This window comes from Brevundimonas sp. Root1423, assembly GCF_001426805.1.
On sequence record NZ_LMFL01000037.1, the window covers coordinates 1 to 24,370 of the forward strand.

At 69.6% G+C, this 24,370-nt stretch carries 18 protein-coding genes and 2 pseudogenes; 10 read left to right on the top strand and 10 right to left on the bottom strand.

All coding sequences use genetic code 11. From position 1 onward, the window contains the following. Window positions 1-222, bottom strand: a pseudogene (locus ASD25_RS20360) (isocitrate/isopropylmalate family dehydrogenase); the annotation flags it as partial. 204 nt (window positions 223-426) lie between these two features. Between ASD25_RS20360 and ASD25_RS20365 the strand changes: the two are divergent. Next, window positions 427-1,530, top strand: a complete 1,104-nt coding sequence (locus ASD25_RS20365) for a DUF1176 domain-containing protein (RefSeq protein WP_235562817.1) — start codon at window positions 427-429, stop codon at window positions 1,528-1,530. After that, window positions 1,479-2,435, top strand: coding sequence for an NAD(P)/FAD-dependent oxidoreductase (locus tag ASD25_RS20370; protein WP_055827865.1), 957 nt, complete (start codon window positions 1,479-1,481; stop codon window positions 2,433-2,435). The genes ASD25_RS20365 and ASD25_RS20370 overlap by 52 nt, the downstream gene beginning before the upstream one ends. Window positions 2,436-2,656: 221 nt before the next feature. Here ASD25_RS20370 and ASD25_RS32865 read toward each other — a convergent pair whose 3' ends face one another. Next, complete coding sequence (locus tag ASD25_RS32865) at window positions 2,657-2,788, bottom strand: hypothetical protein (RefSeq protein WP_255356182.1); 132 nt, start codon at window positions 2,786-2,788, stop codon at window positions 2,657-2,659. A gap of 99 nt (window positions 2,789-2,887) precedes the next feature. Here ASD25_RS32865 and ASD25_RS20375 point away from each other — a divergent pair, with 99 nt between their 5' ends. After that, the gene (locus ASD25_RS20375) at window positions 2,888-3,814 is read left to right on the top strand and encodes a LysR substrate-binding domain-containing protein (protein WP_055827864.1); all 927 of its coding nucleotides are present in this window, start codon (window positions 2,888-2,890) and stop codon (window positions 3,812-3,814) included. Here the strand turns inward: ASD25_RS20375 and ASD25_RS20380 are convergent. The 7 genes from ASD25_RS20380 to ASD25_RS20410 form a co-directional block, all read right to left on the bottom strand. Further along, the gene (locus ASD25_RS20380; protein ID WP_082560022.1) at window positions 3,811-5,604 is read right to left on the bottom strand and encodes a DUF885 family protein; all 1,794 of its coding nucleotides are present in this window, start codon (window positions 5,602-5,604) and stop codon (window positions 3,811-3,813) included. The genes ASD25_RS20375 and ASD25_RS20380 overlap by 4 nt on opposite strands. 71 nt (window positions 5,605-5,675) lie before the next feature. Continuing rightward, a complete protein-coding gene (locus ASD25_RS20385; RefSeq protein ID WP_055829651.1) occupies window positions 5,676-7,508 on the bottom strand; it encodes a DUF885 family protein in 1,833 nt (610 codons plus the stop codon). A gap of 73 nt (window positions 7,509-7,581) precedes the next feature. Further along, window positions 7,582-9,636 carry a cell cycle histidine kinase CckA gene (cckA, locus tag ASD25_RS20390; RefSeq protein ID WP_055827859.1) on the bottom strand — a complete coding sequence of 685 codons (2,055 nt, stop codon included), beginning with the start codon at window positions 9,634-9,636 and terminating at the stop codon, window positions 7,582-7,584. Window positions 9,637-9,898: 262 nt separating this feature from the next. Further along, window positions 9,899-10,990: a Glu/Leu/Phe/Val dehydrogenase gene (locus tag ASD25_RS20395; RefSeq protein ID WP_055829649.1), complete on the bottom strand. Its 1,092-nt coding sequence runs from the start codon at window positions 10,988-10,990 to the stop codon at window positions 9,899-9,901. An 86-nt stretch (window positions 10,991-11,076) separates the two neighbouring features. Next, a complete protein-coding gene (locus ASD25_RS20400) occupies window positions 11,077-11,961 on the bottom strand; it encodes an alpha/beta fold hydrolase (protein ID WP_235561699.1) in 885 nt (294 codons plus the stop codon). A 311-nt stretch (window positions 11,962-12,272) separates the two neighbouring features. After that, a complete protein-coding gene (locus ASD25_RS20405) occupies window positions 12,273-12,854 on the bottom strand; it encodes a uracil-DNA glycosylase family protein (protein WP_055827854.1) in 582 nt (193 codons plus the stop codon). Window positions 12,855-13,003: 149 nt separating this feature from the next. Beyond that, window positions 13,004-13,324 carry a DUF3253 domain-containing protein gene (locus ASD25_RS20410; RefSeq protein ID WP_055827852.1) on the bottom strand — a complete coding sequence of 107 codons (321 nt, stop codon included), beginning with the start codon at window positions 13,322-13,324 and terminating at the stop codon, window positions 13,004-13,006. Window positions 13,325-13,374: 50 nt separating this feature from the next. Between ASD25_RS20410 and ASD25_RS20415 the strand changes: the two genes are divergently transcribed. Continuing rightward, a complete protein-coding gene (locus ASD25_RS20415) occupies window positions 13,375-13,809 on the top strand; it encodes a PaaI family thioesterase (RefSeq protein ID WP_055827849.1) in 435 nt (144 codons plus the stop codon). A 4-nt stretch (window positions 13,810-13,813) separates the two neighbouring features. Here ASD25_RS20415 and ASD25_RS20420 read toward each other — a convergent pair whose 3' ends face one another. Next, window positions 13,814-14,383, bottom strand: a complete 570-nt coding sequence (locus tag ASD25_RS20420; protein ID WP_055827846.1) for a TetR/AcrR family transcriptional regulator — start codon at window positions 14,381-14,383, stop codon at window positions 13,814-13,816. A gap of 147 nt (window positions 14,384-14,530) precedes the next feature. On the opposite strand from ASD25_RS20420, the gene ASD25_RS20425 reads away from it, so the two are divergent. The 6 genes and pseudogenes from ASD25_RS20425 to ASD25_RS20450 all read left to right on the top strand — a co-directional run. Continuing rightward, window positions 14,531-15,733 carry an efflux RND transporter periplasmic adaptor subunit gene (locus ASD25_RS20425; protein WP_055827843.1) on the top strand — a complete coding sequence of 401 codons (1,203 nt, stop codon included), beginning with the start codon at window positions 14,531-14,533 and terminating at the stop codon, window positions 15,731-15,733. 7 nt (window positions 15,734-15,740) lie between these two features. Next, window positions 15,741-18,992 carry an efflux RND transporter permease subunit gene (locus tag ASD25_RS20430; protein WP_055827840.1) on the top strand — a complete coding sequence of 1,084 codons (3,252 nt, stop codon included), beginning with the start codon at window positions 15,741-15,743 and terminating at the stop codon, window positions 18,990-18,992. Continuing rightward, on the top strand, window positions 18,992-20,449 hold the full coding sequence (locus tag ASD25_RS20435; RefSeq protein ID WP_055827837.1) for an efflux transporter outer membrane subunit: 1,458 nt from the start codon (window positions 18,992-18,994) through the stop codon (window positions 20,447-20,449). Before ASD25_RS20430 ends, ASD25_RS20435 begins: the two co-directional genes overlap by 1 nt. Before the next feature lie 187 nt (window positions 20,450-20,636). Beyond that, window positions 20,637-22,286 (top strand): MFS transporter, encoded by a 1,650-nt coding sequence (locus ASD25_RS20440; protein ID WP_055827834.1) that lies wholly within the window; start codon window positions 20,637-20,639, stop codon window positions 22,284-22,286. A 109-nt stretch (window positions 22,287-22,395) separates the two neighbouring features. After that, window positions 22,396-23,466 carry a hypothetical protein gene (locus ASD25_RS20445; RefSeq protein WP_156376901.1) on the top strand — a complete coding sequence of 357 codons (1,071 nt, stop codon included), beginning with the start codon at window positions 22,396-22,398 and terminating at the stop codon, window positions 23,464-23,466. A gap of 376 nt (window positions 23,467-23,842) precedes the next feature. After that, window positions 23,843-24,370: pseudogene (locus tag ASD25_RS20450) on the top strand (UDP-glucose/GDP-mannose dehydrogenase family protein); the annotation flags it as partial.

Below are 24,370 nucleotides of genomic sequence, written 5' to 3' on the forward strand. Positions count from 1 at the left end.
TCGATCGTCACCTGATCGTCGGTGGCGTCGCGGTTCTCCATGCCGATCGATCGTCACCTGATCGTCGGTGGCGTCGCGGTTCTCCATGCCGAGGTCGTAGTAGTCGAGCTCGAGGTCCAGGAAGGGGAAGACCAGCTTGTCCTTGATCATCTGCCAGATGATCCGGGTCATCTCGTCGCCGTCGATGTCCACGATGGGGTTGGCGACCTTGATCTTGGCCATGCGGGTGTTCGCCTTTGACTGGGGATGGGGGAGTGAGCGCGCGGTATAGCGGCGCGCGCGGGCCGGTGCAAAGGGCGCGGACGGACATGACTTCCGCGACGAAAAATGATCGTCGCACCGGGACTCGATAAAGAGGAGACCTCACTCGCGGATTCCGGTTATCGTTCCGAAAGGCGCAGGGCCTGGCGAGACGGGGGATGAATGATGCGGCATCTTGGGGGAGCTTGCCTGGCGGCCATGGCGCTGGCGGCGTGTGGGCCGGCGGATGAGACGGCGGCGGCCTCTGCGCCCTCGCAGACGGCGTCCGCCGAGAACGCCGCGGCGGCCTCGGGCGCGCGCAGCGAGAGCCGCAAATTCCGCGACTGGCTGGCCGTCTGCGACAACACCAATGACTGCGTCGCCTTCGGGCCTGCCAGCGAGGGCACAGGCTGGGTGCGGGTCGGCTCGGCGCCGGGTCCGAATGGCGCGCGCACCGTTTCGGTCGGCTTCTGGCCTACCAGCGGCGAGGGGTTGACCGGCCCGATGACCCTCACCCTCGACGGTAGGAACCATGTCGCGGCGCCCGTCGCCGGGGATCACGAACCCGTCGGCGTGGCGCAGGTTCGCGCGGCCGACGCGGCCGCCGTCGCTTCCGGTCTGGCGGCTGGCGAGACCCTGACGCTGGCGGCGGGCGGCGAGACCGTTACGATGTCCCTGTCGGGAGCATCGGCGGCCATGCTCTGGATCGACGAACGTCAGGGACGGCTGAACACCCCCGCCGCCCTCGTCCGCAAGGGAACGGGCGCGCCGTCGCCCGTCCCCGGCCCGGAGTCCGCGCCGCATGTGATCGCCGCTCCGCCGATCGCCCAGACCGGTTTCGGCGACAGCGGCCAGACCCTTCCCCCGGCGCTGGAGGCCGTGGCCGCGGTCAAGGCCTGCCGGGCCGAGACCGCGGACACTGCGGTAAGCAACGAGGTCATGTCCGCGCGGCTCGACGCCTCGACCGAACTCTGGGCCGTGCCCTGCTTCGCCGGGGCCTACAACGTCGGTCACGACTGGTATCTGACCGGGCCGGGCGGGCGGGACCCGCGCGCCGTCAGCCTGGCGTCGGCGGGGGGCGAAACCGGCGCGGGCACCATCAACGGCGGCTATGATGCCGGAACCCGGACCCTGTCCGCCTTCTCCAAGGGGCGAGGCATCGGCGATTGCGGCACAGCCTCGACCTGGACATGGACGGGCCGGAGTTTCGTCCTGAGTGCGGAGTCCGAAATGACGGAATGCTGGGGCGTCCCGGCCGATTTCTGGCCGACGACCTGGCGCACGCGGTGAACGAAGCCGAGGTCCTGATCGTCGGCGCCGGTCCGGCGGGCCTCACCGCGGCCACCTATCTGGCGCGGTTCCGGCGGCGCGTGCTTGTGGCTGACGGGGGCGCGCCGCGCGCCTGCTGGATACCGCTCAGCCACAACATGCCGGGCTTTCCCAGCGGCATCACCGGCGACGCCATCCTGAGACGGATGACCGAACAGGCCGGGGAATACGGCGCCGTCATCGAGGCCGGACGCGTCGAGCATCTGGCGCGCGACGGCGACGGCTTCGTCGCCCGCCTGAACGGACGTAACCTCCGCGTCCGCGCGGTGCTGCTGGCCACCGGCGTGGTCGATCATCATCCCGACCTGCCCGGCGTCGAGCGCGCCATCGAACGGGCCCTGGTCCGCATCTGCCCGATCTGCGACGGCTATGAAGCCATCGACAAGGCGGTGGCGGTGATCGGCGACGACGACAAGGGCGTGCGCGAGGCGGCCTTCCTGCGCACCTATTCCGATCGGGTGACGCTGATCCATGTCGGGCCCGCCGAGGCCCTGACCGAGCATGGAGAAATGGCGCGCATGGGGATCGAACTGATCCGCGCCCCGATCGACAACGTCCGGCTGGAGGGCGATCGGGTCACCGCCCTGAGCTGGGGCGGGACCTTCCGCAGCTTCGACCTCGTCTATTCAGCGCTGGGGACCTCGCCCAATGCGAACCTTGCCGAAGGGCTGGGGGCGCGGGTCGGCGAGGACGGCCGCCTGTTCGTCGATGCCCACCAGGCCACCAGCGTGAAGGGCCTCTATGCCGCGGGCGACGTCGTCCGCGGCCTGAACCAGATCGCGGTCGCGGGGGCCGAGGCCGCCGTCGCCGCCACCGCCATCCACAACGCCCTGCGCGAGGCCGACGGCTGGACGGTGCGCGACTAGGTTCACAAGCCTGCATCCAAAAACGACGCAGGCGCATGCTTTGCTGATCCAGACCCGTCGGGTCGACCGAGCCGCCGGAATATTGAGGCCCGGACACGGCTCGGCCCGGACCCCGGGAGCAGGAGACTCCAGGATCCGGGCCTCGACCCATCAATCGGGCCGACGGTCATGCGTGGGAGAAGGGAAGTTCGCCTGCGGCAGACCGGATCGGAAAACCTGCCTCAGCGGCTCCAGGGCGTGACGATACGGTCCGGGGTCCGCAGGCGCTGACGGGTCCGGCTGCGGCGCCAGTCCTGCAGGACGGTGACCCAGCCCCATGCAGGCTCCTTATGGGTGTGATGCATCTCTTCCATCGTGGCCTCCTCTGGCCTTGCCTTGCTGATATGACCAAGATGGGCTTGACAGCAGAGCCTTTCAAACCAGATTGTGGCTGCCTCACATAAGGTTCGCTTATGGCCGATCCCCTTGCCGGCATCCCCCTCGCCTCGATCCGCGTGTTCGAGGCCGCCGCCCGCCTGAAGAGCTTCACCCGCGCCGCCGAGGAACTGGGCATGACCCAGGCCGCCGTCAGCTGGCAGATCAAGGCCCTGGAAGGCCGGCTGGGACAGAGCCTGTTCCGTCGCCTGCCGCGCGAGGTCCAGCCGACCGAGGGCGGCGAGCGGCTGTCCCGCGCCGCGACCGAGGCCATGACCCTGCTGCGCCGCGCGGTCAGCGACCTGACCGAGGCCGACGAGCACATCCTGTCGATCACCACCCTGGCCTCGCTGGCGGCCCAGTGGCTTGCCCCGCGGCTGGGGGCCTTCCAGGTCGCCAACCCCGGGCTGGCGGTGCGGCTGGACACCAATCCCAACCTGCTCGACCTGTCGCGCGAAGGGTTCGACGTCGGCATCCGGTCCGGCTCCGGCGACTGGCCGGGCATGGAGAGCCAGTTGCTGATGCCCAGCGTGTTCACGCCGGTTTGCAGCCCGGCCATGGCGGAGCGGCTGAAGCTGACCGACCCCGCCGACCTGCTGAACGCGCCGCGCATAGGCATGGAGAAGGAGTGGGCCGCCTGGTTCGCCGCGGCGGGGATCAGCGGCGGCGCCCAGCCCATGAGCCGACTGACCGCCGACTATCAGGTTCTGGAAGTCGCCGCCGCGCTGGGCGACCAGGGGGTGGCCCTCGCCTCCCCGATCCTGTTCGCGCGCGAGCTGCTCAACGGCCTGCTGGTGCGGCCCTTCGCCCAGACGGTGTCGTTCCACACCGGCTACTATCTGGTCTGGCCCGAAGGCCGCAGGCGCTCGCCCAAGATCGCCCGCTTCCGCGAATGGCTGGCCGTCCAGGCCGACGCCGATCCGACGATCGTCGCGGCCCGGGAAGCGCTCGGCGGGACCGCCTAGGCCCGCATCAGCCCTTCCAGCACCGCCAGCGGCACCGAGCCGTTCAGCAGCACCCGGTCGTGGAACGCCTTCAGATCGAAGCCCGGACGGGCCTCGGCCTCGGCGCGCAGACGCGCGATGACCGTCTGGCCGAGCTTGTAGGAGCAGGCCTGGCCGATGGAGACGCAGTAGCGGTCGATCTCCTTCTCGGCCGACTCGGGCGGCTCGCCGCATTCGTCGATCATGTAGCGTATGGCCTGATCCCGGCTCCACCGCTTGTGGTGCAGACCGGTGTCGACGACCAGACGCACGGCGCGGAACAGGTAGGACTGCAGGTATCCCACCCGGCCCAGCGGATTGCCGGCGTAGACGTCGAGGTCGTCGGCGGCGACCCGCTCAGCGTACAGGGCCCAGCCTTCATTATAGGCCGAGTTGCCGGCGACGCGGCGATAGATGGGCAGACTGCCCGCCTCCCGCGCGACGGTGATCTGGAAATGGTGGCCCGGCGAAGCCTCGTGATAGGTCAGGGTCGGCAGGCCCCATTTGGGCCAGTTCGCCGTATTCGACAGGTTGATGTAGTAGGCGCCCGGCCGCGAGCCATCCAGCGATGCGGCCTGATAGTAGCCGCCCGGCGCGCCGAGCTCGATGGCCGGCGGCACGCGCCGGATCTCGACGGCGGCCGTGGGCAGGGTGTTGAACACGCGCGGCAGCAGCGGCGCCAGCGCCGCCATCTGCTCGTTCAGCGAACCGATCAGCTCGACCTTGGCCTCGTCCGTGTTGGGCCACAGGTGTTGCGGATCCTCGCTGAGCGTCTTGATCCGCTCGCCGACCGAGCCCTCGGCCATGCCCATGCCCTTCAGGATCGTGTCGATCTCGGCCTGGATGGAGGCGACCTGTTCGAGGCCGATGTCGTGGATGGCCTGGGCGTCGTAGTCGGTGGTGGTGTAGGCGCGCAGGGCCAGGGCGTAAGCCTTGTCGCCCTGCGGCAGCTTCCAGGCGCCCGCATCGTCCGTGGCGCTGGGGCGCAGGGCCTCGAAGACCGAGATCTGGCGAGCGAGGGCCGGCTTGATTTCGGTCTCGACCACGCTGGCCGCCTGGGCGCCCCAGTCGCCGATCATGTCGCGCTCGTCCGTCTTGCGGATCAGCGCCTGGACCATGGCCATGTCGTAGGCCGGGGTTTCCCGCAGCGTCCGAAGCTGGGTCAGGGTCTTGTCCATCAGGAAGCCGGGCAACATCACGCCCAGGGCCGCGTCGGCCGTGATCCGCTCGCTCTCCTGATCCAGGACCCGGGCAAAGGCGGACAGACGGGAGATGAAGGCCTCGGCGTCCGCTTCGGTCTCTAGCCGGTGCTGGTTGGCCATGAAGTCCGGAACCGAGAAATAGGCCCCCGACCGCTGGGTCACGACATACGGACCGATGCCCCCGCCATAGGGAATGTCAGCCGCCCGGGCCGCCCCCTCGGCTGTGAAGCGATAGACGGCCAGCGACACCTTCGCCTGGTCCGACAGGCCTTCCTCCGACACCGTCTGGATCTCGGCCCAGCGGGCGCGGGCGCGAACGCGGTCGGCCTCGGCGTCGGCCAGACCGACCTGCCGAAGCTTCCCTGACAGGGGCGCGCGGGCGTCGCGGTCGAGGCCCAGGTTGGTGGCATATTCCGGCGCCAGGTCGACGTTCTCGTTGAACCAGCGGGTCAGCATGGCGTCCAGCCGCGCGTCGGCTTCGGACAGGGCCGGGGCTTGGGCGGCGGCGGGCAGGGCCGCCATCAGGCCGAGGCCGGCGGTGGACAGCAGCAGGCGGCGGCGGTCGATCATGGGGAGTCCTCAGGCGAAAGGGGCCATCGATCCGGGCCGCCGTGGCGCGCCCGGATCGACGCTTGTCAGGGTCAGGCGCGCCGGGCGGCGATCCAGTCGCTCATGATCTTGTCCAGCACCGTCAGCGGCACGCCGCCGGCGTTCATTCCCGCGTCGTGGAAGGCGCGGATGTCGAAGCGGTCGCCAAGCGCGGCCTGGGCCCGGGCGCGCAGCTCGACCCACTTGTTGTGGCCGACCTTGTAGCTGGAGGCCTGACCCGGCCAGACGCAGTAGCGCTCGACCTCGGTGGTGACCGCCGTCTCGGAATCGCCGAGGGTCTCGACCATGTAGCGGATGGTCTGTTCGCGGCTCCAGCGCTTGTGGTGCAGGCCGGAATCCGCGACCAGCCGGGTGGCGCGGAACAGCAGCGACTGCAGATAGCCGATCTTGCCGATGGGGTTGTCGGCATAGACCCCCATCTCGTCGGCCAGCTGTTCGGAATAGAGCGCCCAGCCCTCCGAATAGGCCGAGAAGCCCAGCACCTTCATCAGCAACGGCCGGTCGGCCTGTTCCTGCTGCAGGGCGATCTGGTGGTGATGTCCCGGGGACGCCTCGTGATAGGTCAGGGTCGGCAGCTGCATGCGCGGCCATTCCGACGTGTCGCGCAGGTTGATGTAGTAGGCGCCGGGCCGGGAGCCGTCGAGCGCCGGCGAGTTGTAGTAGCCGCCGGGCGCGCCCGCTTCGATGAAGGTCGGGACGCGGCGGATCTCGACCGCCGCGGCGGGGATGCGGCCGAAATACTCGGGCAGGCGTTTGGCCATGTCGACCATCTGGGCGTTGAGGTCGGCCAGCAGCTGGGCCTTGCCCGCGTCGGTGTTGGGATAGAGCTGGGCCGGGTCCTTGCCGAGGGCGGAGATGCGTTCGCCCACCGAGCCCTGGGTCAGGCCCTGGGCCTTGAGCAGCACGTCGGCGCGGGCTGAAAGCTCGGCCACCTGTTCCAGGCCGAGGGCGTGGATCTCGGCGCCCGACAAGGTCGAGGTGGTGTAGCTGCGGATGCCCCAGTCGTAATAGGCCTCGCCGTCGGGCAGGCGCCAGACGCCGGCGTCATGGACGGCGTCGGCGCGGCGGGCGCGCATGGCGTCGGCTTGGCGGCGCAGGGCCGGATAGACCTCGCCCTCGACGATCCGCCGGGCGCGGTCGCCCCAGTCGCCGGCGAGGTTCTTCTCGCCGGTCCGGCGCACGACGGATGTGGTCAGGACCGACTGGTCGGGCGGGGTGTCATAGAGGTTGGCGAGCTGGAGCAGGGTCTTGTCGATGACGAAGTCCGGCGGCACGGCGCCGGCGGCGAAATCAGCCTGCATCCGCGCCGTCTCCTGATCCAGGGCGGTCGGGAAGGCGGCGACGCGCGCCAGATAGGCCTCGGCGTCCTCGGCGGTCTCGATCGCGTGCTGGGTGTCGAGGAAGTCCGGCAGGTTCTGATACGAGCCGGTCAGCTGGGAGACGGTGTAGGGCGCCGGGCCGAAGCCGCCGCCGCCATAGGGGAAGCGGTCGCCCATCATCTGGGTCTCGCCGAAGAAGGTCAGGGTGTCGTGATAGACGCCTTCGGTTTCGGGCAGGGCCGAGCGGTCGATGGCCTTGAGCTGGTTCATCTGGCCCCTGAACACCACCCGGTCGGCGTCGATCTTGGCCTGGGACCGGTCGTCGAGCCGGGACTTCATCGCCGCCATCGGCCCCTTGTCCATGCCCAGCGAGGTCAGGGTCTCGGGCGACTGCAGCAGGAAGGTCTGGACGATCCCGTCCATCAGGGCGCTCAGCGCCGCCGAGGCCGAGGCGGCGGCGGCGGGCGTCTGGGCCAGGACCTGGCCGCAGGCGGCGAGGCCCGCACCGGCGGCGGCGGTGAACAGCAGGCGGCGGCGATCGATCATCATGGCGGGGGGGCTCCGTGGCGCGAGGCGCCAGAGGATGGCGCCGGACGAAGATTGGCAAGTTACCGATGGTTCAGCCGGCGTGCAGTTCCTGCTTCACGCGTTCGGCCAGGGTCTTGATGTCCAGCGGCTTGGGCAGGAAGGAGACGCCGACCTCGTCCTGCAGCAGGTCCGAGAAGTCGCTTTCGGCATAGCCCGAGATGAACAGGACCGGCGCGTCGCCCAGGAACGGCCGCGCCTTCTTCAGCAGGGCGGGGCCGTCGAGGCCGGGCATGATGACGTCCGAGATCATCATGTCGATGGTCCCGGCGTGCTGCTCGGCCAGCTCGAGGGCCTCCTCGCCGTCGGCGGCCTCGATGACCTCATAGCCGCGCTGGCGCAGCAGGCGGGCGGCGATGCCGCGCACCGCGGCCTCGTCCTCGACGAACAGGATGCGGCCGGCGCCCGACAGGTCGCGCGGCGTCTTCATCTTGATCTCGACCGGCGCTATCTCGGCCAGTTCGGCCTCGGCCGCCTCCGGCAGGAAGATGCGGAACACCGCCCCGCCTGCCGCCGCGTTCGACACATTGATGTGGCCGCCGGCCTGTTCGACGATGCCATAGACCGTGGCCAGGCCCATGCCCGTGCCCTCGTTCACCGCCTTGGTGGTGAAGAAGGGTTCGAAGATCTTGTCGAGGATTTCGGGCGGGACGCCGGGACCGCTGTCCGCCACCTCGATCAGGGCGACGGCGTCGGTGGCGGGGCTGGTCCAGCCGAGCGCGCGCGCCTCGTCGGCGGTCAGGCGGGCGGTGCGGATGGTGACCACGCCCGCGCCGGGCTCGACCACGCCGCGCATGGCGTCGCGGGCGTTGACGGCGAGGTTCATGACGGCGGTTTCGAGCTGGCTCTTGTCGGCGAGGACGACCGGCAGGTCGCGGCCGTAGTCGGTTTCCAAGCGCACGTCCTCGCGCAGCAGGCGGCGCAGCAGGACGGCGAACTCGCCGACCAGTTCGCCGAGGTCGAGGCGCTCGCGGCGGACGGTCGACTTGCGCGAGAAGGCCAGCAGCTTGCGCACCAGGTCGGCGGCGCGGATGGCGGTCTGGCGGATTTCGTTGAGGCCCTCGTAGGAGGGGTCGCCGACGGGATGGCGCTCCAGCAGGCCGGACAGTTGCAGCTGGATGGCGGTCAGCAGGTTGTTGAAGTCATGGGCCACGCCCCCGGCCAGCTGGCCCACGGCCTGCATCTTCTGGGCCTGCGACAGCTGCAGCTCCATCGACTTCTGGGCCGAGACGTCGAACAGCCAGATGCGCCGCTTGTCGCCCTCGGGGGCGACGTAGAGGTGCAGCATCTTGTCGGGGAAGGCGCGGGCGATCAGCTCGATGGGGCCCGAGGAGCCGTCGTCGAGCCGGGCGCGGGCCTCGGTGACAAGGGCGGGGTCGAACAGGTGGCCGAAGGCGGCGTCGCGCGCGGCGGCGGGGCCGGTCAGGACGGACAGGGCGGCGTTGGCCTCCTCGACCTTGCCGGCGAACAGGTCTTCGGCGGCGATGACGGCCGAGCCGAACGGCGCGCCGGCGGCCATGGCGCGGCTCTCGATCGCGTTCGAGATGGTCGCCGGCCGGTGGCTGGCCATGGCGCCGACCGGCAGCACGGACTCGGGCGCGGCGCGGACGAGGAAGCGGCCTTCGCCGGCGGCCCCGATCAGGACTTCCTGCTCACGGTCGCCGATGACGACGATGGCGCGGCCCTGTTCGCCGGCGCGGGCCTGGGCGAAGGCCATGTAGAGGGCCGAGGCCGACTTGCCCTTGGGCAGGGACGTGGTCGCGCCGTTGGCCTCGGCCCAGGCGCCGTTGAAGGCCAGCACCTGGCCGGTCGCCCAGACCAGGGCGGCGGGTTCGGCCATGGCGTCCAGCAGATCGACGGCGGCGTCGCCCATCGGCTGGCGCTTCTCGCCGCGGGTGTGGGAGAACAGGCCGATCAGGGCCACGGCCCCGACGGTGAAGATCAGCACCAGGCCGGGGGCGCTCATCGGGTCCGAGCGGAAGGCGGGATAGGCCAGCGCCCCGACGGCCACGACAAAGCCGACCGCCATCAGGAGCAGCAGCGGGTCGAAGGCCCGGGTCGGCGGTGCGGTCCTGGAGGTTGCGGTCATGGCGCCTCGGCCCGAATCAGAAGGGCGGTTCCGGCGATAGTGGTCCGTATGCCCCCGGCGCGCGAATCCGGGGGCGCCGAAGCCAAAAACACCGTCTCATGAGTCTCATGAGTCTCATGAGCGCACGTCGACCGGCCGGGGCGGCGGCGATCCCCGCAGATTAGGCGACCGGTACGTCAGATCGGGACGTAGGCCGGCCCGTCAGCCTGGAATCGCCATCGGGGCGCCCCGGCCTTCACCGGGGCGCCCCGATGGAGCAGGGCTAGGCCGCCTTGCGCTGCTCGGCCTTTTCGTCGCGGGCGGTGTTGATGCGCGCCTCGGCGATGGCGTCGGCGATCTCGTGGGTCGGGCGCTTCTCGACGGCCGAGCGGTCCAGGACCTCTTCCAGCGTGTCCATCAGGCGCGACAGCTTGGTCTCGACCCAGGCCGGATCGTAGGCGCCGCCGCTCTGGCGGGCGCGCAGTTCCGAGGCGACGTTGATGATGCCGCCGCCGTTGACGACATAGTCGGGGGCGTAGAGCACGCCGCGCTCGAACAGGGTCTGGCCGATGTCAGGCGTGGCCAGCTGGTTGTTGGCGGCGCCGACGACGGCCTTGACCGTCAGGCGGTCCAGCGTCTGCGGGTTCAGCGTCGCGCCCAGGGCGCAGGGCGCATAGATGTCGGCCTTGACGTCATAGATGGCGTCGGGAGCCACGATCTCGGCGTTGGTGCGCGCGGCGACCTCGGCCAGCAGGGCCGTGTTGACGTCGGTCATGATCAGCTTCGCGCCGGCGGCGTACAGTTTGTCGGCCAGATAGCCGCCGACATGGCCGATGCCCTGGACCGAGACGGTCAGGCCGCTCAGGTCGTCCTGGTTCCACAGGCGTTTCGCGGCCAGCAGGGTGGAGCGGTAGACGCCCTCGGCGGTGACGGGGCTGGGATCGCCCGAGGCCTCGGGACCGTCGCTCAGGCCCAGCACATAGGGGGTGACCTTGCGGGCTTCGGCGATGTCGGCGACCGACACGCCGACGTCTTCCGCCGCATAGTAGATGCCGCCGAGGGTGTGGACCGCCCGTCCGAAGGCGCGGAACAGCTCGGGGGATTTCTGGGTCTTGCTGTCGCCGATGATGACCGACTTGCCGCCGCCCATCTCCAGATCCGCGACGGCGTTCTTGTAGCTCATGCCGCGCGAGAGACGCAGGACGTCCTCGAGCGCCTCGGCGCTGGAGGCGTAGTTCCACATCCGGGTCCCGCCGACGGCCGGGCCGCGCGCGGTTGAGTGAACAGCGATAATGGCGCGCAGGCCGGTCTTTTCGTCAAAGACCGCGTGAACGCCCTCGTGGTTCGCGAAGGACGGGGAATCAAACAGCGTCATGCTCACTTGAGCGTCTCCCGGGGTGTTTTTTTGTTGGCGGGCGTTTACGCCTCGACGGGTAATACCGCAAGCATGGCGGTTTCACGTCAGCGTGGGCGGGCCATATCCGTGAGCGCCGGCAGGACCGGCCCCGCCCCGGACGGCAGCGGCGCGGACGCGTCCCTGAGCCAGGCCTCGACATCGCGGTACACGGTCTCGGCCTGGAGGTCGCGGTTCAGGATGTGCCAGCCGTCAGGATAGAAGCAGGTGCGGAAACCCGGCCTCTCGCCCGCCCGCTCCAGCGCCCGCCGCATCGGGTCCCTCTGGATGACGTTGTCGTGGGCGCCGTAGAGCAGCAGGGTCGGGGCGCGCACGTCGCCGAGCCGCACCGAGGCGGTCTCCATCAGGTCGACGAGGCCGTAAAGGGTGTCGAACCGCGTCGGCAGGATGCTGTTCGGATCGCGGCCGTTGCGGATCAGCTCCAACCGGTTGTCCGAGGCGGGCAGGTCCCGCACCGCCCATTCGGGAGCGCCGACGGCGCGGTCGCCCATGGCGCGGGCCGCGATCCACAGCCCGATGGCGTTGACCGGCCCCTGCGCCGTCCAGCCCCAGACCGCCGGGGCGAGAAGGATGACGCGATCCGCCGCGGGCGGGTGGTTCGAACCGAAGGCGGCGACGGCGACCGCGCCGCCCATGCTCTCGCCGGCGACGGCGATCAGCGCGCGCGGATGACGGGCCCGGGCCAGGGCGACGGCGGTGCGCAGGTCCTCGCTCATCCGCGCCTCGCCGGCCCAGACGCCGCGGCCGGGCGCACGGCCGAAGCCACGCTGGTCGAAGGCCCAGGTCTCGATTCCGCGCTCGGCCCACCACGGCCCGGCGAGACGGAAGGCGGCCCGGCTGTCGTTCATCCCGTGCAGGGCGACGATGACGGCCCAGGGCTCGCCCCCCTCCGGCGTCCAGCGGGCCAGCGGCAGGCGCGCGCCGTCGTCCATGACCAGCGTCCGGGATTCGATTGCGGGTCCTGCGAAACCGGGCGGCGGAGTCAGGGGCGGCTGGACCGCGGGCGTAGCGCAGGCGGAGAGGGTGAGTGACAGCGCCAACGGCAAGACGCGGCGGGTGCGCCCTTCTCCCCTCGGGGGATAAGGTGGGCGGCGAAGGCGGTCGGATGAGGGGGCTTTGTCTCCTCGCACATCGGTCGGGAGCCAGCCCGCGGCCAAGAGCCCCCTCATCCGTCTCGCTGCGCGAGCCACCTTCTCCCCCGAGGGGAGAAGGATGCGGGATAACGGCGAGGAGCGGGAGCGCATCAGGCGAGAATAGTCGCGACCCGTCCCCTTAGGTAGGGCAGCACCTCATCCTCGAACCACGGGTTCTTCCGCAGCCAGGCGGTGTTTCGCCACGACGGATGCGGCAGGGGCAGGATGGCGGGCGCGTAGTCGCGCCACGCCCGCACGGTTTCGGTCATGTTGACCTTCGCCCGGTCGCCGAGGGCCCAGACCTGGGCGTAGCCGCCGACCAGCAGGGTCAGTTCGACGTCCGGCAGTTCGGCCAGCAATCGCGGCCGCCACAGTTCGGCGCAGCGGCGCGGCGGCGGATAGTCGCCGCCCTTCGGGGCCGTGCCGGGATAGCAGAAGGCCTGGGCCGCCACGCCCAGCCGGCGATCGGCGTAGAAGGTCCCGTAGTCGACGCCCAGCCACTGGCGCAGCCGGTCGCCCGACGGGTCGGTGAACGGCAGGCCGCTCTCATGCACCCGCCGCCCCGGCGCCTGGCCGCAGATCAGCAGACGGGTTTCGGGAAAGACGCGGACCACCGGACGCGGCGTATGGGGAAGCTGGCCGAGACAGGCCCGGCAGGCGCGGATGTCGGTGAGGAGGGTGTCGAGGGTCATGACCGGCGTTCTCCCTCCCCCTTGTGGGGAGGGTGGCCGCGAAGCGGACGGGTGGGGAACCGCCGCACATCCCTCCCCATGAAGTACCCCACCCTGTCGTCGCTACGCGCCGACATCCCTCCCCATGAAGGGGAGGGAGAACGGAATGATCAGCCGAAGTCGTCATCGTCCTCGACGACGGGCGGCAACGCCGCGAGGGCCGCGGCGGTCTCGGCCTCGGTCGGCAGGCGCAGGCGGATCACGCCCTTGAAGGCGTTCGGATCGATGGCCTTGCCCTTCTTGGTGATGGTCAGCCTGCCCTGACGCATCAGGCCGAGGGCGCAATGCCGCACCTTGGGCAGCATCCGCTGCCACTGTTCGGGCTGCAGGTCCTTGGCCACATCGGCCGGTTCAATGCTCTTGCCGCCGACGCCCTTGGGGTCGGCCTTCGCCAGTTTTTCGAAGATGGCGGTTTCGATGGGGTCGCTCATCGCGCCTATATGCTGCATTGCGAGAGCGATAGTAAGGCGGAGCGCGAACGATGGTTCAGAAGGTCACGGTGACGGAGGGCGAGTTCGCCGGCTGGCAGATGTACGACCTGCACGGCACCTTCGATCAGGTGGTGGGCCCCTTCTACTTCCGGCCGGACCCCGACGGCGGCATGCGCTGCGCCTTCAGGGCCGAGCCCAAGCACATGAACGCCGGCGACCGGATGCACGGCGGCTGCCTGATGACCTTCGCCGACATCGCCCTGTTCCAGATGGCCTACCAGGAGATGGAGGGCGCCTCGGGCGTCACCGTGTCGCTGGATTCTACCTTCATCGACGGCGCCTATGTCGGCGAACTGGTCGAGGCGACGGGCGAGGTGGTGCGCGCCGGCAAGAGCCTGATCTTCGTGCGCGGGCAGATCACCTCGGGCGCGCGGGTGCTGATGACCTTCTCGGGCGTGATCCGGAAATTCCGGCCCCGCGACTGAACCGTCAGCCGTCGACGATGTCCTGCAGGATCGCGGCCATGCGGTCGCGCATCTGGGCGCACTGTTCCGGCGTCAGGCCGAAGCCGCCGGTGATCTCGCGGCTGACCGCCATGCCCATGATGAAGGCTGCGGCCAGCCGGGCGCGGACGGCGCCGTCCGGACCGCCGACCCATTCGGCGAAGGGGTTGAAGAAGCGCTCGTTGCCGGTGCGCTGGACCAGCTCCATGGCCTTGGTCGAACCGACCGAGCGCAGCAGGACCAGCAGGCCCTTCAGCTTGCTTTCGCTCTTGCCCTCGTAGATCGCCTCATGCGCGATGCGGCGGCCGAAGCCGGCGCGATCGCCTTCCATCAGTTCGGCGCCGTTCTCGCAGCTGTCGAGCACAGCGACGAACAGGTCTTCCTTGGAGCCGAAATAGCGGGACACCAGGGCGGCGTCGACGCCGACGTCCCCGGCGATGTCGCGCATGCCGACGTCGTCATAGCTTTCACGCGCGAAGCGTTCGCGAGCAGCGGTCAGGATGGCGGCGCGTGTCGCCTCGGCGTTCCGGGGCCGGGGCGCGACATGGCAAAACAATTCGTGATCTCCGCAAAGCCCCAAAATCCATATGGCTTTGTCATCCGGCGTTGACAAGCGAAACCACGATCACCATTAAGTCACCGGGCGTTGACTACCGGCTTCCTCCCCGTTCGCCGCGTCGACAGAGACAGGGATCTACCTCTCATGCGAACCGCGAAGATCGTGGCCGCGGCCGTCCTGATGACGACCGTGCTCCATGGCTGCTCCCAGCGAAGCGAAGCCCAGGCGCCGCCGGCGCCGAGCGTGACCGTCGCCACGCCGCTGGTGCGCGCCGTGCAGGACTGGGATGAATTCACCGGCCGGTTCGAGGCGACCCAGTCGGTCGAGGTGCGCGCCCGTGTCGGCGGCTATGTCTCGGGCGTCCATTTCCGCGACGGCGACTATGTGCGGCGCGGCCAGCTGCTGTTCAGCCTCGACCCGCGCCCGGCCCAGGCGGCCCTGGCCTCGGCCCGCGCGCAACTGTCGCAGGCCCAGGCGCAGCTGGCGCTGGCCACGAGCGAGCTGGCGCGGTCCGAAACCCTGCTGGAGTCGCAGGCCGTGTCCCAGGCCGAGGTCGACACCCGGCGCGGCGCCCTGCAGACCGCCCGGGCGGCCATCGCCGCGGCCAACGCCAATGTCCGCGCCCGCCAGCTGGACCTTGAATTCACCCGCGTCACCGCCCCGATCTCGGGCCGGGTGTCCGATCGTCGCGTCGATGCGGGCAACCTCGTCGCGGGCGGGTCGTCGGCCGCCGACGTCCTGACCACGGTGGTGTCCAGCGCGCCGATCCATTTCGTCTTCGACGGCTCCGAGGCCGTGCTGCTGAAATACCAGCGTCAGGCCCGCCGCGGCGCCGCCCCGATCCAGGTGCGGCTGCAGGACGAGACCGACTTCACCCGCGCGGGCACGCTCGATTTCACCGACAATGCGGTGGACACGTCTTCGGGCGTGATCCGGCTGCGGTCCCTGATCCCCAACGCCGACGGCTTCCTGAAGCCCGGCATGTTCGGCCAGGCCCGGCTGGCGGGAGCGGGCACCTACAACGCCATGCTGGTGCCCGACGCCGCCATCGCCACCGATCAGGCCCGGCGCATCGTCTATGTCGTCGCCCGCGACGGCTCGGTGGCGCCGCGTCCGGTGCAGCCGGGGCCGCTGGTCGATGGTCTGAGGGTTATCCGCTCGGGCCTGCAGCCCACCGACCGCGTCATCATCAACGGGGTCCAGCGCATCCAGCAGCCCGGCATGAAGGTCCAGGCCAGACTGGGCCAGATCCGGCCCGCCGCGGCGCAGGCCTCGCAGGCCCCGGTGACGCAGGCGGCGCCCGCCTCAAGCGCCACCTTCGCCAACAGCCTGTCGTCGGTCGACTGATCCGGTCATGAACATTTCCCGCTTCTTCATCGACCGGCCGATCTTCGCGGCCGTGATCTCGGTGTTCATCACCCTTCTGGGCGTGTTCGCCTATCCGCTGCTGCCGCTGTCGCAGTATCCGGAGATCGCGCCGCCGACGATCGCGGTCACCGCCGTCTATCCGGGCGCCTCGGCCGAGACCATGGCCGAAACCGTGGCCGCGCCGATCGAGCAGGAGATCAACGGCGTCGAGCGCATGCTCTACATCTCGTCGTCCTCGACCTCGGACGGGGTGGCGACGATCACCGTCACCTTCGAGCCGGGCACCGACCTGGACGCGGCCCAGGTGCTGGTCCAGAACCGCGTCTCCCTGGCCGAGCCGCGCCTGCCCGAGCCCGTGCGCCAGATCGGCGTGACGGTGAACAAGCAGCAGCAGGACTTCCTGCTGATCATCGGCCTGACATCGCCCGACCGCAGCCTGGCCAACGACTATATCGGCAACTACGCCAACTCGGTCATCCGCGACCGGATGCTGCGTCTCGACGGCGTCGGCGCGGTGCAGGTGTTCGGCGGCGGCAACTATTCGATGCGGGTCTGGATCGACCCGGGCAAGGCCGCCGCGCGCAATCTGACGGCCCAGGAAATCGTCGGCGCCCTGCGCGGCCAGAACAGCTCGGCCGCCGCCGGAGCCATCGGCCAGCCGCCCTTCCCGACCAACGCCGCGGCCTTCCAGCTGCCGGTGCAGGTGCAGTCGCGCCTGAGCGATCCGGACGAGTTCGGCGACATCGTCATCAAGACGGACGCCGAGGGCCGCACCACGCGCGTGCGCGACGTGGCCCGGGTCGAGCTGGGGTCGCAGGACTACGGCATCCGCGGCTATTTCGACGGCCAGCCGGGCGTCGCCCTGGCGATCCAGCAGCAGCCCGGCGCCAATGCGCTGGAAACCGCCGAGCTGGTCCAGGCCGAGATCGAGGCCGTGCGCGCCGAACTCCCCCAGGGCATGGCGATCTCCGTCCCCTACAATCCGACCGAATTCGTCGCCGAATCCGTCGAGGCGGTGCAGCACACGGTGTTCGAGGCCATGCTGCTGGTGGTGCTGGTGGTGATCGTCTTCCTGCAGACGTGGCGGGCGGCGATCATCCCGATCGTGGCCATTCCCGTGTCGCTGGTGGGCACCTTCGCCGTGCTTCTGGCGCTGGGCTATTCGATCAACTCGCTGTCGCTGTTCGGCCTGGTGCTGGCCATCGGCATCGTCGTCGACGACGCCATCGTCGTGGTCGAGAACGTCGAGCGATACATCCGCATGGGTTTGACGCCCAAGGAGGCCGCCTACCGGTCGATGAAGGAAGTGTCCGGGGCCCTGATCGCCATCGGCCTGGTGCTGGTCGCGGTGTTCGTGCCCACCGCCTTCGTGCCCGGCATCCCCGGCATCTTCTACCAGCAGTTCGCCGTGACCATCGCCTCGGCCTCGGTCATCTCGCTGCTGGTGTCCCTGACGCTGTCCCCGGCCATGGCGGCGGTGCTGCTGAAGCCGCACGACATGCACGGCGAACCCGCGCGCAAGCCGGGCCTTCTCGGGACCGCCACCTACTATGGCGGCTGGGCCGGACGGCGCTTCAACGAGGGCTTCGACTGGCTGTCCGACAAATACGGCCGCCTGACCGCGCGGCTGGTGCGGACGGTGGGCGTGGTGCTGGCCGTCTATGTCGGCCTGCTGGCCCTGACCGCCTGGCGCGTCGTGGACACGCCCACGGGCTTCATCCCCGACCAGGACCAGGGCTATCTAATCGGCGTCATCCAGCTGCCCCCCGGCTCGTCGCTGGAACGCACCGAGGCGGTGATGAGCCAGGCCCGGAACATCATCGAAAAGACCGAGGGCGTGGACGGCACGGTGGCCTTCGCCGGCCTCGACGGCGCCAGCTTCTCGTTCGGCTCCAACGCCGCGACCATCTTCGTGCGGCTGGACGAGTTCGACCACCGCAACGCCGAGCAGTCGGCGGTCGCCCTGGCCGGCGCCATCACCGGCGCCACCTTCGGCATCGAGGACGCCAACATCTTCGTCATCGCCCCGCCCGCGGTCCAGGGTCTGGGCAACGGCAACGGCTTCCAGATGATGGTCCAGGACCGCGGCGGCGCCGGCTATCGCGGACTGGAGGGCGCGACCTTCGCCATGATGGGCGCGGCGGCCCAGGCGCCGACGCAGGTGCAGCAGGTGTTCTCGACCTACAACACCGGCTCGCCCCGCATCTCGGCCGACATCGACCGCGACAAGACCCTGATGATGGGAATCCAGCCGGCCGATGTGTTCGAGACGCTCGGCATCTATCTGGGCTCGTCCTACATCAACGACTTCAACTTCCTCGGCCGCACCTTCCGGGTGACGGCGCAGGCGGAGCCGACCTCGCGCGACGACGTCGCCGACATCGCCAATCTGAAGGTTCGAACCGCCTCGGGGGCGATGGCGCCGATCGGCTCGGTGGCGACGCTGAGGGACGACTCCGGCCCGGCGCGGGTGGTGCGCTACAACCTGTTCCCGGCCTCCGAGCTTCAGGGACAGGCCGCGCCGGGCGTGTCGTCCGGCCAGGCGCTGGACGCCATGGAAGGCCTGGCCGCCCAGGCCCTGCCGGCCGGCTTCTCGTACGAATGGACCGGCCTGGCGCTGCAGGAGAAGTCGTCCTCGGGCGGGACCACCCTGGTCTTCCTGATGGCCGTGGTCTTCGTCTTCCTGGTGCTGGCGGCCCAGTACGAGGCCTTCACCCTGCCCATGGCCGTGGTGCTGATCGTGCCGATGTGCGTTCTGGCGGCCATGGTTGGCATCGGCCTGCGGGGGCTGGACAACAACATCCTGGTCCAGATCGGGCTGGTGGTGCTGATCGCGCTCGCGGCCAAGAACGCCATCCTGATCGTGGAGTTCGCCAAACAGGCCGAGGAGGACGAGGGGCTGAGCCGCTGGGACGCGGCCATCAAGGCGGCGCGGATTCGTCTGCGTCCCATCCTGATGACCTCGTTCGCCTTCATCTTCGGCGTCGTGCCGCTGATGCTGGCGACGGGTCCGGGGGCCGAGATGCGTCAGTCGCTCGGCACCGCCGTCTTCTCCGGCATGCTCGGCGTGACCCTGTTCGGCCTGGTCTTCACCCCGGTCTTCTATGTGGTCAGCCGCTGGGCCGCCTCGAAGATCCCGCAGCGGCCCGAAAAGCCGCGAAATGCGCCCACCACCCATGGCCTGCCGCCGCACGACGCCGATCCGGCGCCGGCGACGCTCCGGCCGGGAGACGCCTGATGACGACCCGACTTCCCCTTCGGTTCCTGACCGCAACCGCCTTCGCCAGTCTTGCGCTGGCGTCGTGCGCGGTCGGGCCGGGGGTGCCCGACGCGACCCTTCCCCCCTCCGCGTCGGGCGCCTTCGTCGGCGCCGCTACGCCCGCCGTGACCGCCGTGACCGCCGTGACCGCCGAGGCGGTGCGCGACGACTGGTGGCGGCTTTATGACGACCCGACCCTGGACAGCCTGATCCGTCAGGCCCTGAGCGAGAACAACGAGCTGGAGGCCGCGGCGGCCAATCTGCGCCGCGTCCGCGCGGCCTTGGGCGAGGCGCGGGTCGGACGGCTGCCGTCCACCACCGTCGGGGCCAGCGGCCAGTACGGCCGCGCCTCGGCCGCCACGGTCCCCGGCGGCAACGGGGGCCAGCCGCTGGATGAGGGCGAGCAATACGACGTCGGCCTGGACGTCTCCTACGAGATCGACCTGTTCGGCCGTGTCGGCAGCGCGATCCGGGCGGCGCGGGCCGACGCCGATGCCGCGGCCGCCGCGCTCGACGTGGCGCGGGTTTCGGTCGCCGCCGAGACCGCCCGGGCCTATGCCGACGCCTGTTCCGCCAACGCACAGATCGCCGTCGCCGAACGGACCATCGAGCTGCAGTCGAACACCGCCGACCTGACCCAGCGCCTGCTGGCCGGCGGCGCCGGCAACGGGCTCGACACCGCCCGCGCCCGCGCCGCCCTGGAAAGCACCCGCGCCACCCTGCCGCCGCTGCGCGCCCAGCGCGACGGCGCCCTGTTCCGGCTGGCGACCCTGACCGGACGCACGCCCGCCGAGGCTTCGGAAGCGGCCCGCGCCTGCGCCCGTCCGCCGCAGCTGACCCGGCCCATTCCGGTCGGCGACGGCGCCCGACTGCTGGCGCGCCGGCCCGACGTGCGCCGGGCCGAGCGCGCTCTCGCGGCCGCCGCGGCGCGCGTGAACGTAGCGACCGCCGACCTCTATCCCCGGATCAGTCTCGGCGGATCGGTCGGATCGACGGCGCTCGACGCGGGCGATCTGTCCAGAGACTCCGGTTTCCGGTTCGGCGTGGGGCCGCTGATCAGTTGGTCCTTCCCCAATGTCTTCGCCGCCCGGGCGCGGATCGAGCAGGCCAGCGCCGGCTCCGACGCCGCCCTGGCGACCTTCGACCAGACCGTGCTGGTGGCCCTGCAGGAAACCGAGACGGCGCTGGCCAACTACGCCAACGAGCTGGACCGCCGTGCGGCCCTGCAGGCGGCGAGGGGTCAGGCCGCCACCGCCGCCCGCCTGTCGCGCCTGCGCTTCGACGCCGGCGCCGACAGCTTCCTGACCGTGCTGGACGCCGAGCGAACCCTGGCCTCTGCCGACGCCCAGCTGGCGGCCTCGGAAGCCCTGGTCACCACCTACCAGATCGCCCTGTTCAAGGCGCTGGCGGGGGGCTGGAGCGAGGCGACAACCTAGTCCGTGCATTCCCGCCAAGGCGGGGACCGGGGCTTTGTCCCTCGGCCGGTGCTGGATTGAGCGCCGGTTCGTTCAACAGTTTCGCTGTCGTTCAAACCCGGGTCCTCGGCTTGGCGGGGACGCACGGATATCTGGCTCGACTCCGCCGGTTTCGCCGTTCAGGCTCCCCGCACCCTGGGGAGGCCGCATGACCGACGACGCCGAACACACCGTCGACCGCAACGACCGCCTGGTTATTCTCGCCTCGTCGGTCGGGACGGTGATCGAATGGTACGACTTCTATCTGTACGGGTCGCTGGCGGCGATCATCACCAGCCAGTTCTTCTCGGGGGTCAACGAGACCACCGGCTATATCTTCGCCCTGATGGCCTTCGCGGCGGGGTTCGCGGTGCGGCCGTTCGGGGCCGTCTTCTTCGGTCGGCTGGGCGACCTGTGGGGGCGCAAGAACACCTTTCTGGTCACCATGCTGCTGATGGGACTGTCGACCTTCGTCGTCGGCCTTCTGCCGTCCTATGCGGCCATCGGCGTCGCGGCTCCGGCCATCCTGATCGCCATGCGGCTGGTGCAGGGCCTTGCCCTGGGCGGCGAGTACGGCGGGGCGGCCACCTATGTCGCCGAGCACGCGCCGCCCGGGAAGCGCGGCTTCTACACCTCCTTCATCCAGATCACCGCCACCGCAGGGTTGCTGCTGAGCCTGCTGGTCATCCTCGGCGTGCGCACCGCCCTCGGCGAGGAGACCTTCAAGGCGTGGGGCTGGCGCATCCCCTTCCTCGTCTCGATCCTGCTTCTGGGCGTGTCGCTGTGGATCCGGCTGAAGCTGGCCGAGAGCCCGGCCTTCGCCCGCATGAAGGCCGAGGGGCGCGGATCGCGCACTCCGCTGAAGGACAGCTTCGCCCGCTGGCCGAACCTGAAGCTGGTGCTGCTGGCGCTGGTCGGCCTGACGGCGGGTCAGGCCGTGGTCTGGTACACGGGCCAGTTCTACGCCCTGTTCTTCCTCGAGAAGACGCTGAAGCTCGACGGCCCGCTGGCCAATATTCTCGTGGCGATCGCCCTGCTGCTGGCCACGCCCTTCTTCGTCTTCTGGGGCTGGCTGTCGGACAAGGTCGGCCGCAAGCCGATCATCCTGACCGGCTGCCTGCTGGCGGCCCTGACCTATTTCCCGCTGTTCCACGCCCTGACCCAGGCGGCCAATCCGCAGCTGGCCGCGGCCACGGCCACGGCGCCCGTCAGCGTATACGCCGACCCCGCCGATTGCGCCCTGCAGTTCGATCCGGTCGGCAAGACCGTGTTCGACAGCTCCTGCGACCTGGCCAAGTCGTATCTGGCCAAGGCCGGCGTCACCTATGTCAACGTCGCCGCGCCCGCGGGCTCGACGGCCGAGGTCCGCATCGGCGAAGTCAGGGTTCCCAGCTTCGACGGCGCCGCCCTGCCTCGCCCGGACTTCGCCGTCCGCAAGACGGAATGGGAAGCCGGCCTCGGCGCCGCCCTGACCGTCGCCGGCTATCCGGCCAAGGCCGACAGCGGCCTGGTGAACAGGCCGATGGTCGTCGGCATCCTGTTCCTGCTCGTCCTCTATGTGACCATGGTCTACGGGCCGATCGCGGCGGCCCTGGTGGAGATGTTCCCGACCAGCATCCGCTACACCTCCATGTCCCTGCCCTATCATATCGGCAACGGCTGGTTCGGCGGCTTCCTGCCGACCACGGCCTTCGCCATGGTCGCGGCCACGGGCAACATCTACTACGGCCTGTGGTACCCGGTGGTCGTGGCGCTGGTCACCGTCGTGGTCGGCTTCCTGTTCGTCCGCGACCGGAAGGACGTCGATCTGCATGCGTGAAGGCCCGTCGCTCATGACGCCGACGGCCGTACATCTCGCTCGTTGACAGCCACCCCGTCCCAGCACCCAATAGTCCCGGCCGTGGCCGCCAGCGAGAGAGTCGACATTCATGGGCGCCGTCAGATTTATCCGCCGGCACTTTGGCCTTCTTGTGCTTGTCGCCGCCTGTCTTTCATTCGGCGCTGCGGCCGGCGGATACGTGGCGGCCGGCTTGCTCAGCGCTCGGGCGCAGGCCGAAGCTCGGGAACAGAGGCGAAACCCCCGTCAGACGTATCCCGTAAACCGGGCGAAAGTGCAGGCAGCCATGAATCGCGCACGCGACAACGGGCCCGCCCTGCGCCAGGCGATGATCGACGAAATCGTCCTGAAGAACGTCCAGGTCCAGCGGACGGAAGAAGGCTTTCTGGCGAGCTACTACGGGTTTCGGGTCAGAGGATTGCTCTCCCCCGGCGGTGGACGCTGTCTTGTCGTGTACGTGCAGGGCCACACCGGCAGTCCGAACGATTTTGACTACTACCGCGAGATCGCGCGTGCCGCACATGCTCGCGGTTGCGACGTCCTGGGTTTTTCACTCGTGGGAATCGGTCTGAATGCGGGCCCGGTCAGTTTCCCGTCCGCGCGATTGGGGCAGACGGTTCATCTGTCGGCATCCGAAGCGGCCAACCATGAGACTTACCGGCTGTTTGCGGACGAATTGCACCCACAAGCGACGCCGCTAAGCCTGTTTCTCTCGGGCCACTACGCCATTCTCCGCGAAGCGGTAAGGGGCTATGAAGACGTGTCGATCATCGGGATTTCCGGGGGAGGTTGGGCGACGACAATGCTTGCGGCGATGACGCCGGAGATCGACCGCTCGATTTCATGGGCAGGAAGCCTGCCAAGGGAATACCGGTTGTTCGGCCTCGATATCGGAGATTTCGAGCAGGACGGGCCGTTCTTCGACCGCTTCGATTACTGGACCCTCTACATGATGGGCGAGATTGACGCCGCTGGCCGTTCAACCCGCTCGGTTGTGCTTGTCTACAATGACCAAGACGATTGCTGCTTTGCTGACCCCGCAGCCTCAGCTTTCCGACAGGACATGCTCGGATTCGGCTGGCCGAACGTGATAGTCGTCAAATCCACCAGCCATGTGATCGAGCCCGAACTGGCCAAGCAACTGCTGTTTCCTCGCTCCTGACCGAACCCGCCGGCCCCACTCTCTGGCGCCGAGTAAGGGAACTTCCGGCACGGTTGGCAAAGTCCTCTTCACGGCGACCTGCCGAGGGTCCGGTCTCCGGGAGATTGTAGGGACGGCCTCAGCGACGAGCGTCGTCCTGCCTCGGTCACAGCCCTCCGACCCGGCTGGGCACACTGAAGATCGGAGGCTGATGGAGACGCGATCGCTCCGTTTCATGGCAAGGTCGGCGGATCCCCGTCTCGGACGTCCAGGGTCGCAGTCCCGTAAAACACCGCGCGAGGGAGCAGACCGGCCTGCGATCGAGCGCTTGCCAAAATGGCCGTGGCCAAGGCGGCGCCTGCTCGTTATCCCGGGGCCCTGTTAAACGGAGACTTCCATGCGCGTGGCGATGATCGGTACCGGCTATGTGGGGCTGGTTTCAGGGGCGTGTTTCGCGGACTTCGGCCACGARGTCGTGTGTGTGGACAAGGACCGCTCCAAGATCGAGCGGCTGAAGCGCGGCGAGATCCCGATCTTCGAGCCCGGCCTGGACGATCTGGTCGCGGCCAATGTGCGCAGCGGGCGACTGTCGTTCGCCCTGGACGGCGCCGACGCGATCCGGGCGGCGGACGCGGTCTTCATCGCCGTGGGSACGCCGTCGCGACGCGGAGACGGCCACGCCGACCTTTCCTATGTATACGCCGCGGCCGAGGAGATCGCCGGCCTGATCGAGGGCTTCACCGTGGTGGTGACCAAGTCCACCGTGCCGGTGGGCACGGGCGACGAGATCGAACGCATCATCCGCGCGCGTCGGCCGGACGCCGACTTCGCGGTCGTGTCCAACCCGGAGTTCCTGCGCGAAGGCGCGGCCATCGAGGACTTCAAGCGGCCCGACCGGRTSGTGGTCGGCACCGAGGATGAGCGC

Excerpts from the sequence above, each read along its gene's own strand:
- ASD25_RS20365 (WP_235562817.1), top strand. The coding sequence starts at position 427 with ATGCGGCATCTTGGGGGAGCTTGCCTGGCGGCCATGGCGCTGGCGGCG.
- ASD25_RS20370 (WP_055827865.1), top strand. The coding sequence starts at position 1,479 with ATGCTGGGGCGTCCCGGCCGATTTCTGGCCGACGACCTGGCGCACGCG.
- ASD25_RS32865 (WP_255356182.1), bottom strand. The coding sequence starts at position 2,788 with ATGGAAGAGATGCATCACACCCATAAGGAGCCTGCATGGGGCTGGGTC.
- ASD25_RS20375 (WP_055827864.1), top strand. The coding sequence starts at position 2,888 with ATGGCCGATCCCCTTGCCGGCATCCCCCTCGCCTCGATCCGCGTGTTC.
- ASD25_RS20380 (WP_082560022.1), bottom strand. The coding sequence starts at position 5,604 with ATGATCGACCGCCGCCGCCTGCTGCTGTCCACCGCCGGCCTCGGCCTG.
- ASD25_RS20385 (WP_055829651.1), bottom strand. The coding sequence starts at position 7,508 with ATGATCGATCGCCGCCGCCTGCTGTTCACCGCCGCCGCCGGTGCGGGC.
- cckA (WP_055827859.1), bottom strand. The coding sequence starts at position 9,636 with ATGACCGCAACCTCCAGGACCGCACCGCCGACCCGGGCCTTCGACCCG.
- ASD25_RS20395 (WP_055829649.1), bottom strand. The coding sequence starts at position 10,990 with ATGACGCTGTTTGATTCCCCGTCCTTCGCGAACCACGAGGGCGTTCAC.
- ASD25_RS20400 (WP_235561699.1), bottom strand. The coding sequence starts at position 11,961 with ATGGACGACGGCGCGCGCCTGCCGCTGGCCCGCTGGACGCCGGAGGGG.
- ASD25_RS20405 (WP_055827854.1), bottom strand. The coding sequence starts at position 12,854 with ATGACCCTCGACACCCTCCTCACCGACATCCGCGCCTGCCGGGCCTGT.
- ASD25_RS20410 (WP_055827852.1), bottom strand. The coding sequence starts at position 13,324 with ATGAGCGACCCCATCGAAACCGCCATCTTCGAAAAACTGGCGAAGGCC.
- ASD25_RS20415 (WP_055827849.1), top strand. The coding sequence starts at position 13,375 with ATGGTTCAGAAGGTCACGGTGACGGAGGGCGAGTTCGCCGGCTGGCAG.
- ASD25_RS20425 (WP_055827843.1), top strand. The coding sequence starts at position 14,531 with ATGCGAACCGCGAAGATCGTGGCCGCGGCCGTCCTGATGACGACCGTG.
- ASD25_RS20430 (WP_055827840.1), top strand. The coding sequence starts at position 15,741 with ATGAACATTTCCCGCTTCTTCATCGACCGGCCGATCTTCGCGGCCGTG.
- ASD25_RS20435 (WP_055827837.1), top strand. The coding sequence starts at position 18,992 with ATGACGACCCGACTTCCCCTTCGGTTCCTGACCGCAACCGCCTTCGCC.
- ASD25_RS20440 (WP_055827834.1), top strand. The coding sequence starts at position 20,637 with ATGACCGACGACGCCGAACACACCGTCGACCGCAACGACCGCCTGGTT.
- ASD25_RS20445 (WP_156376901.1), top strand. The coding sequence starts at position 22,396 with ATGGGCGCCGTCAGATTTATCCGCCGGCACTTTGGCCTTCTTGTGCTT.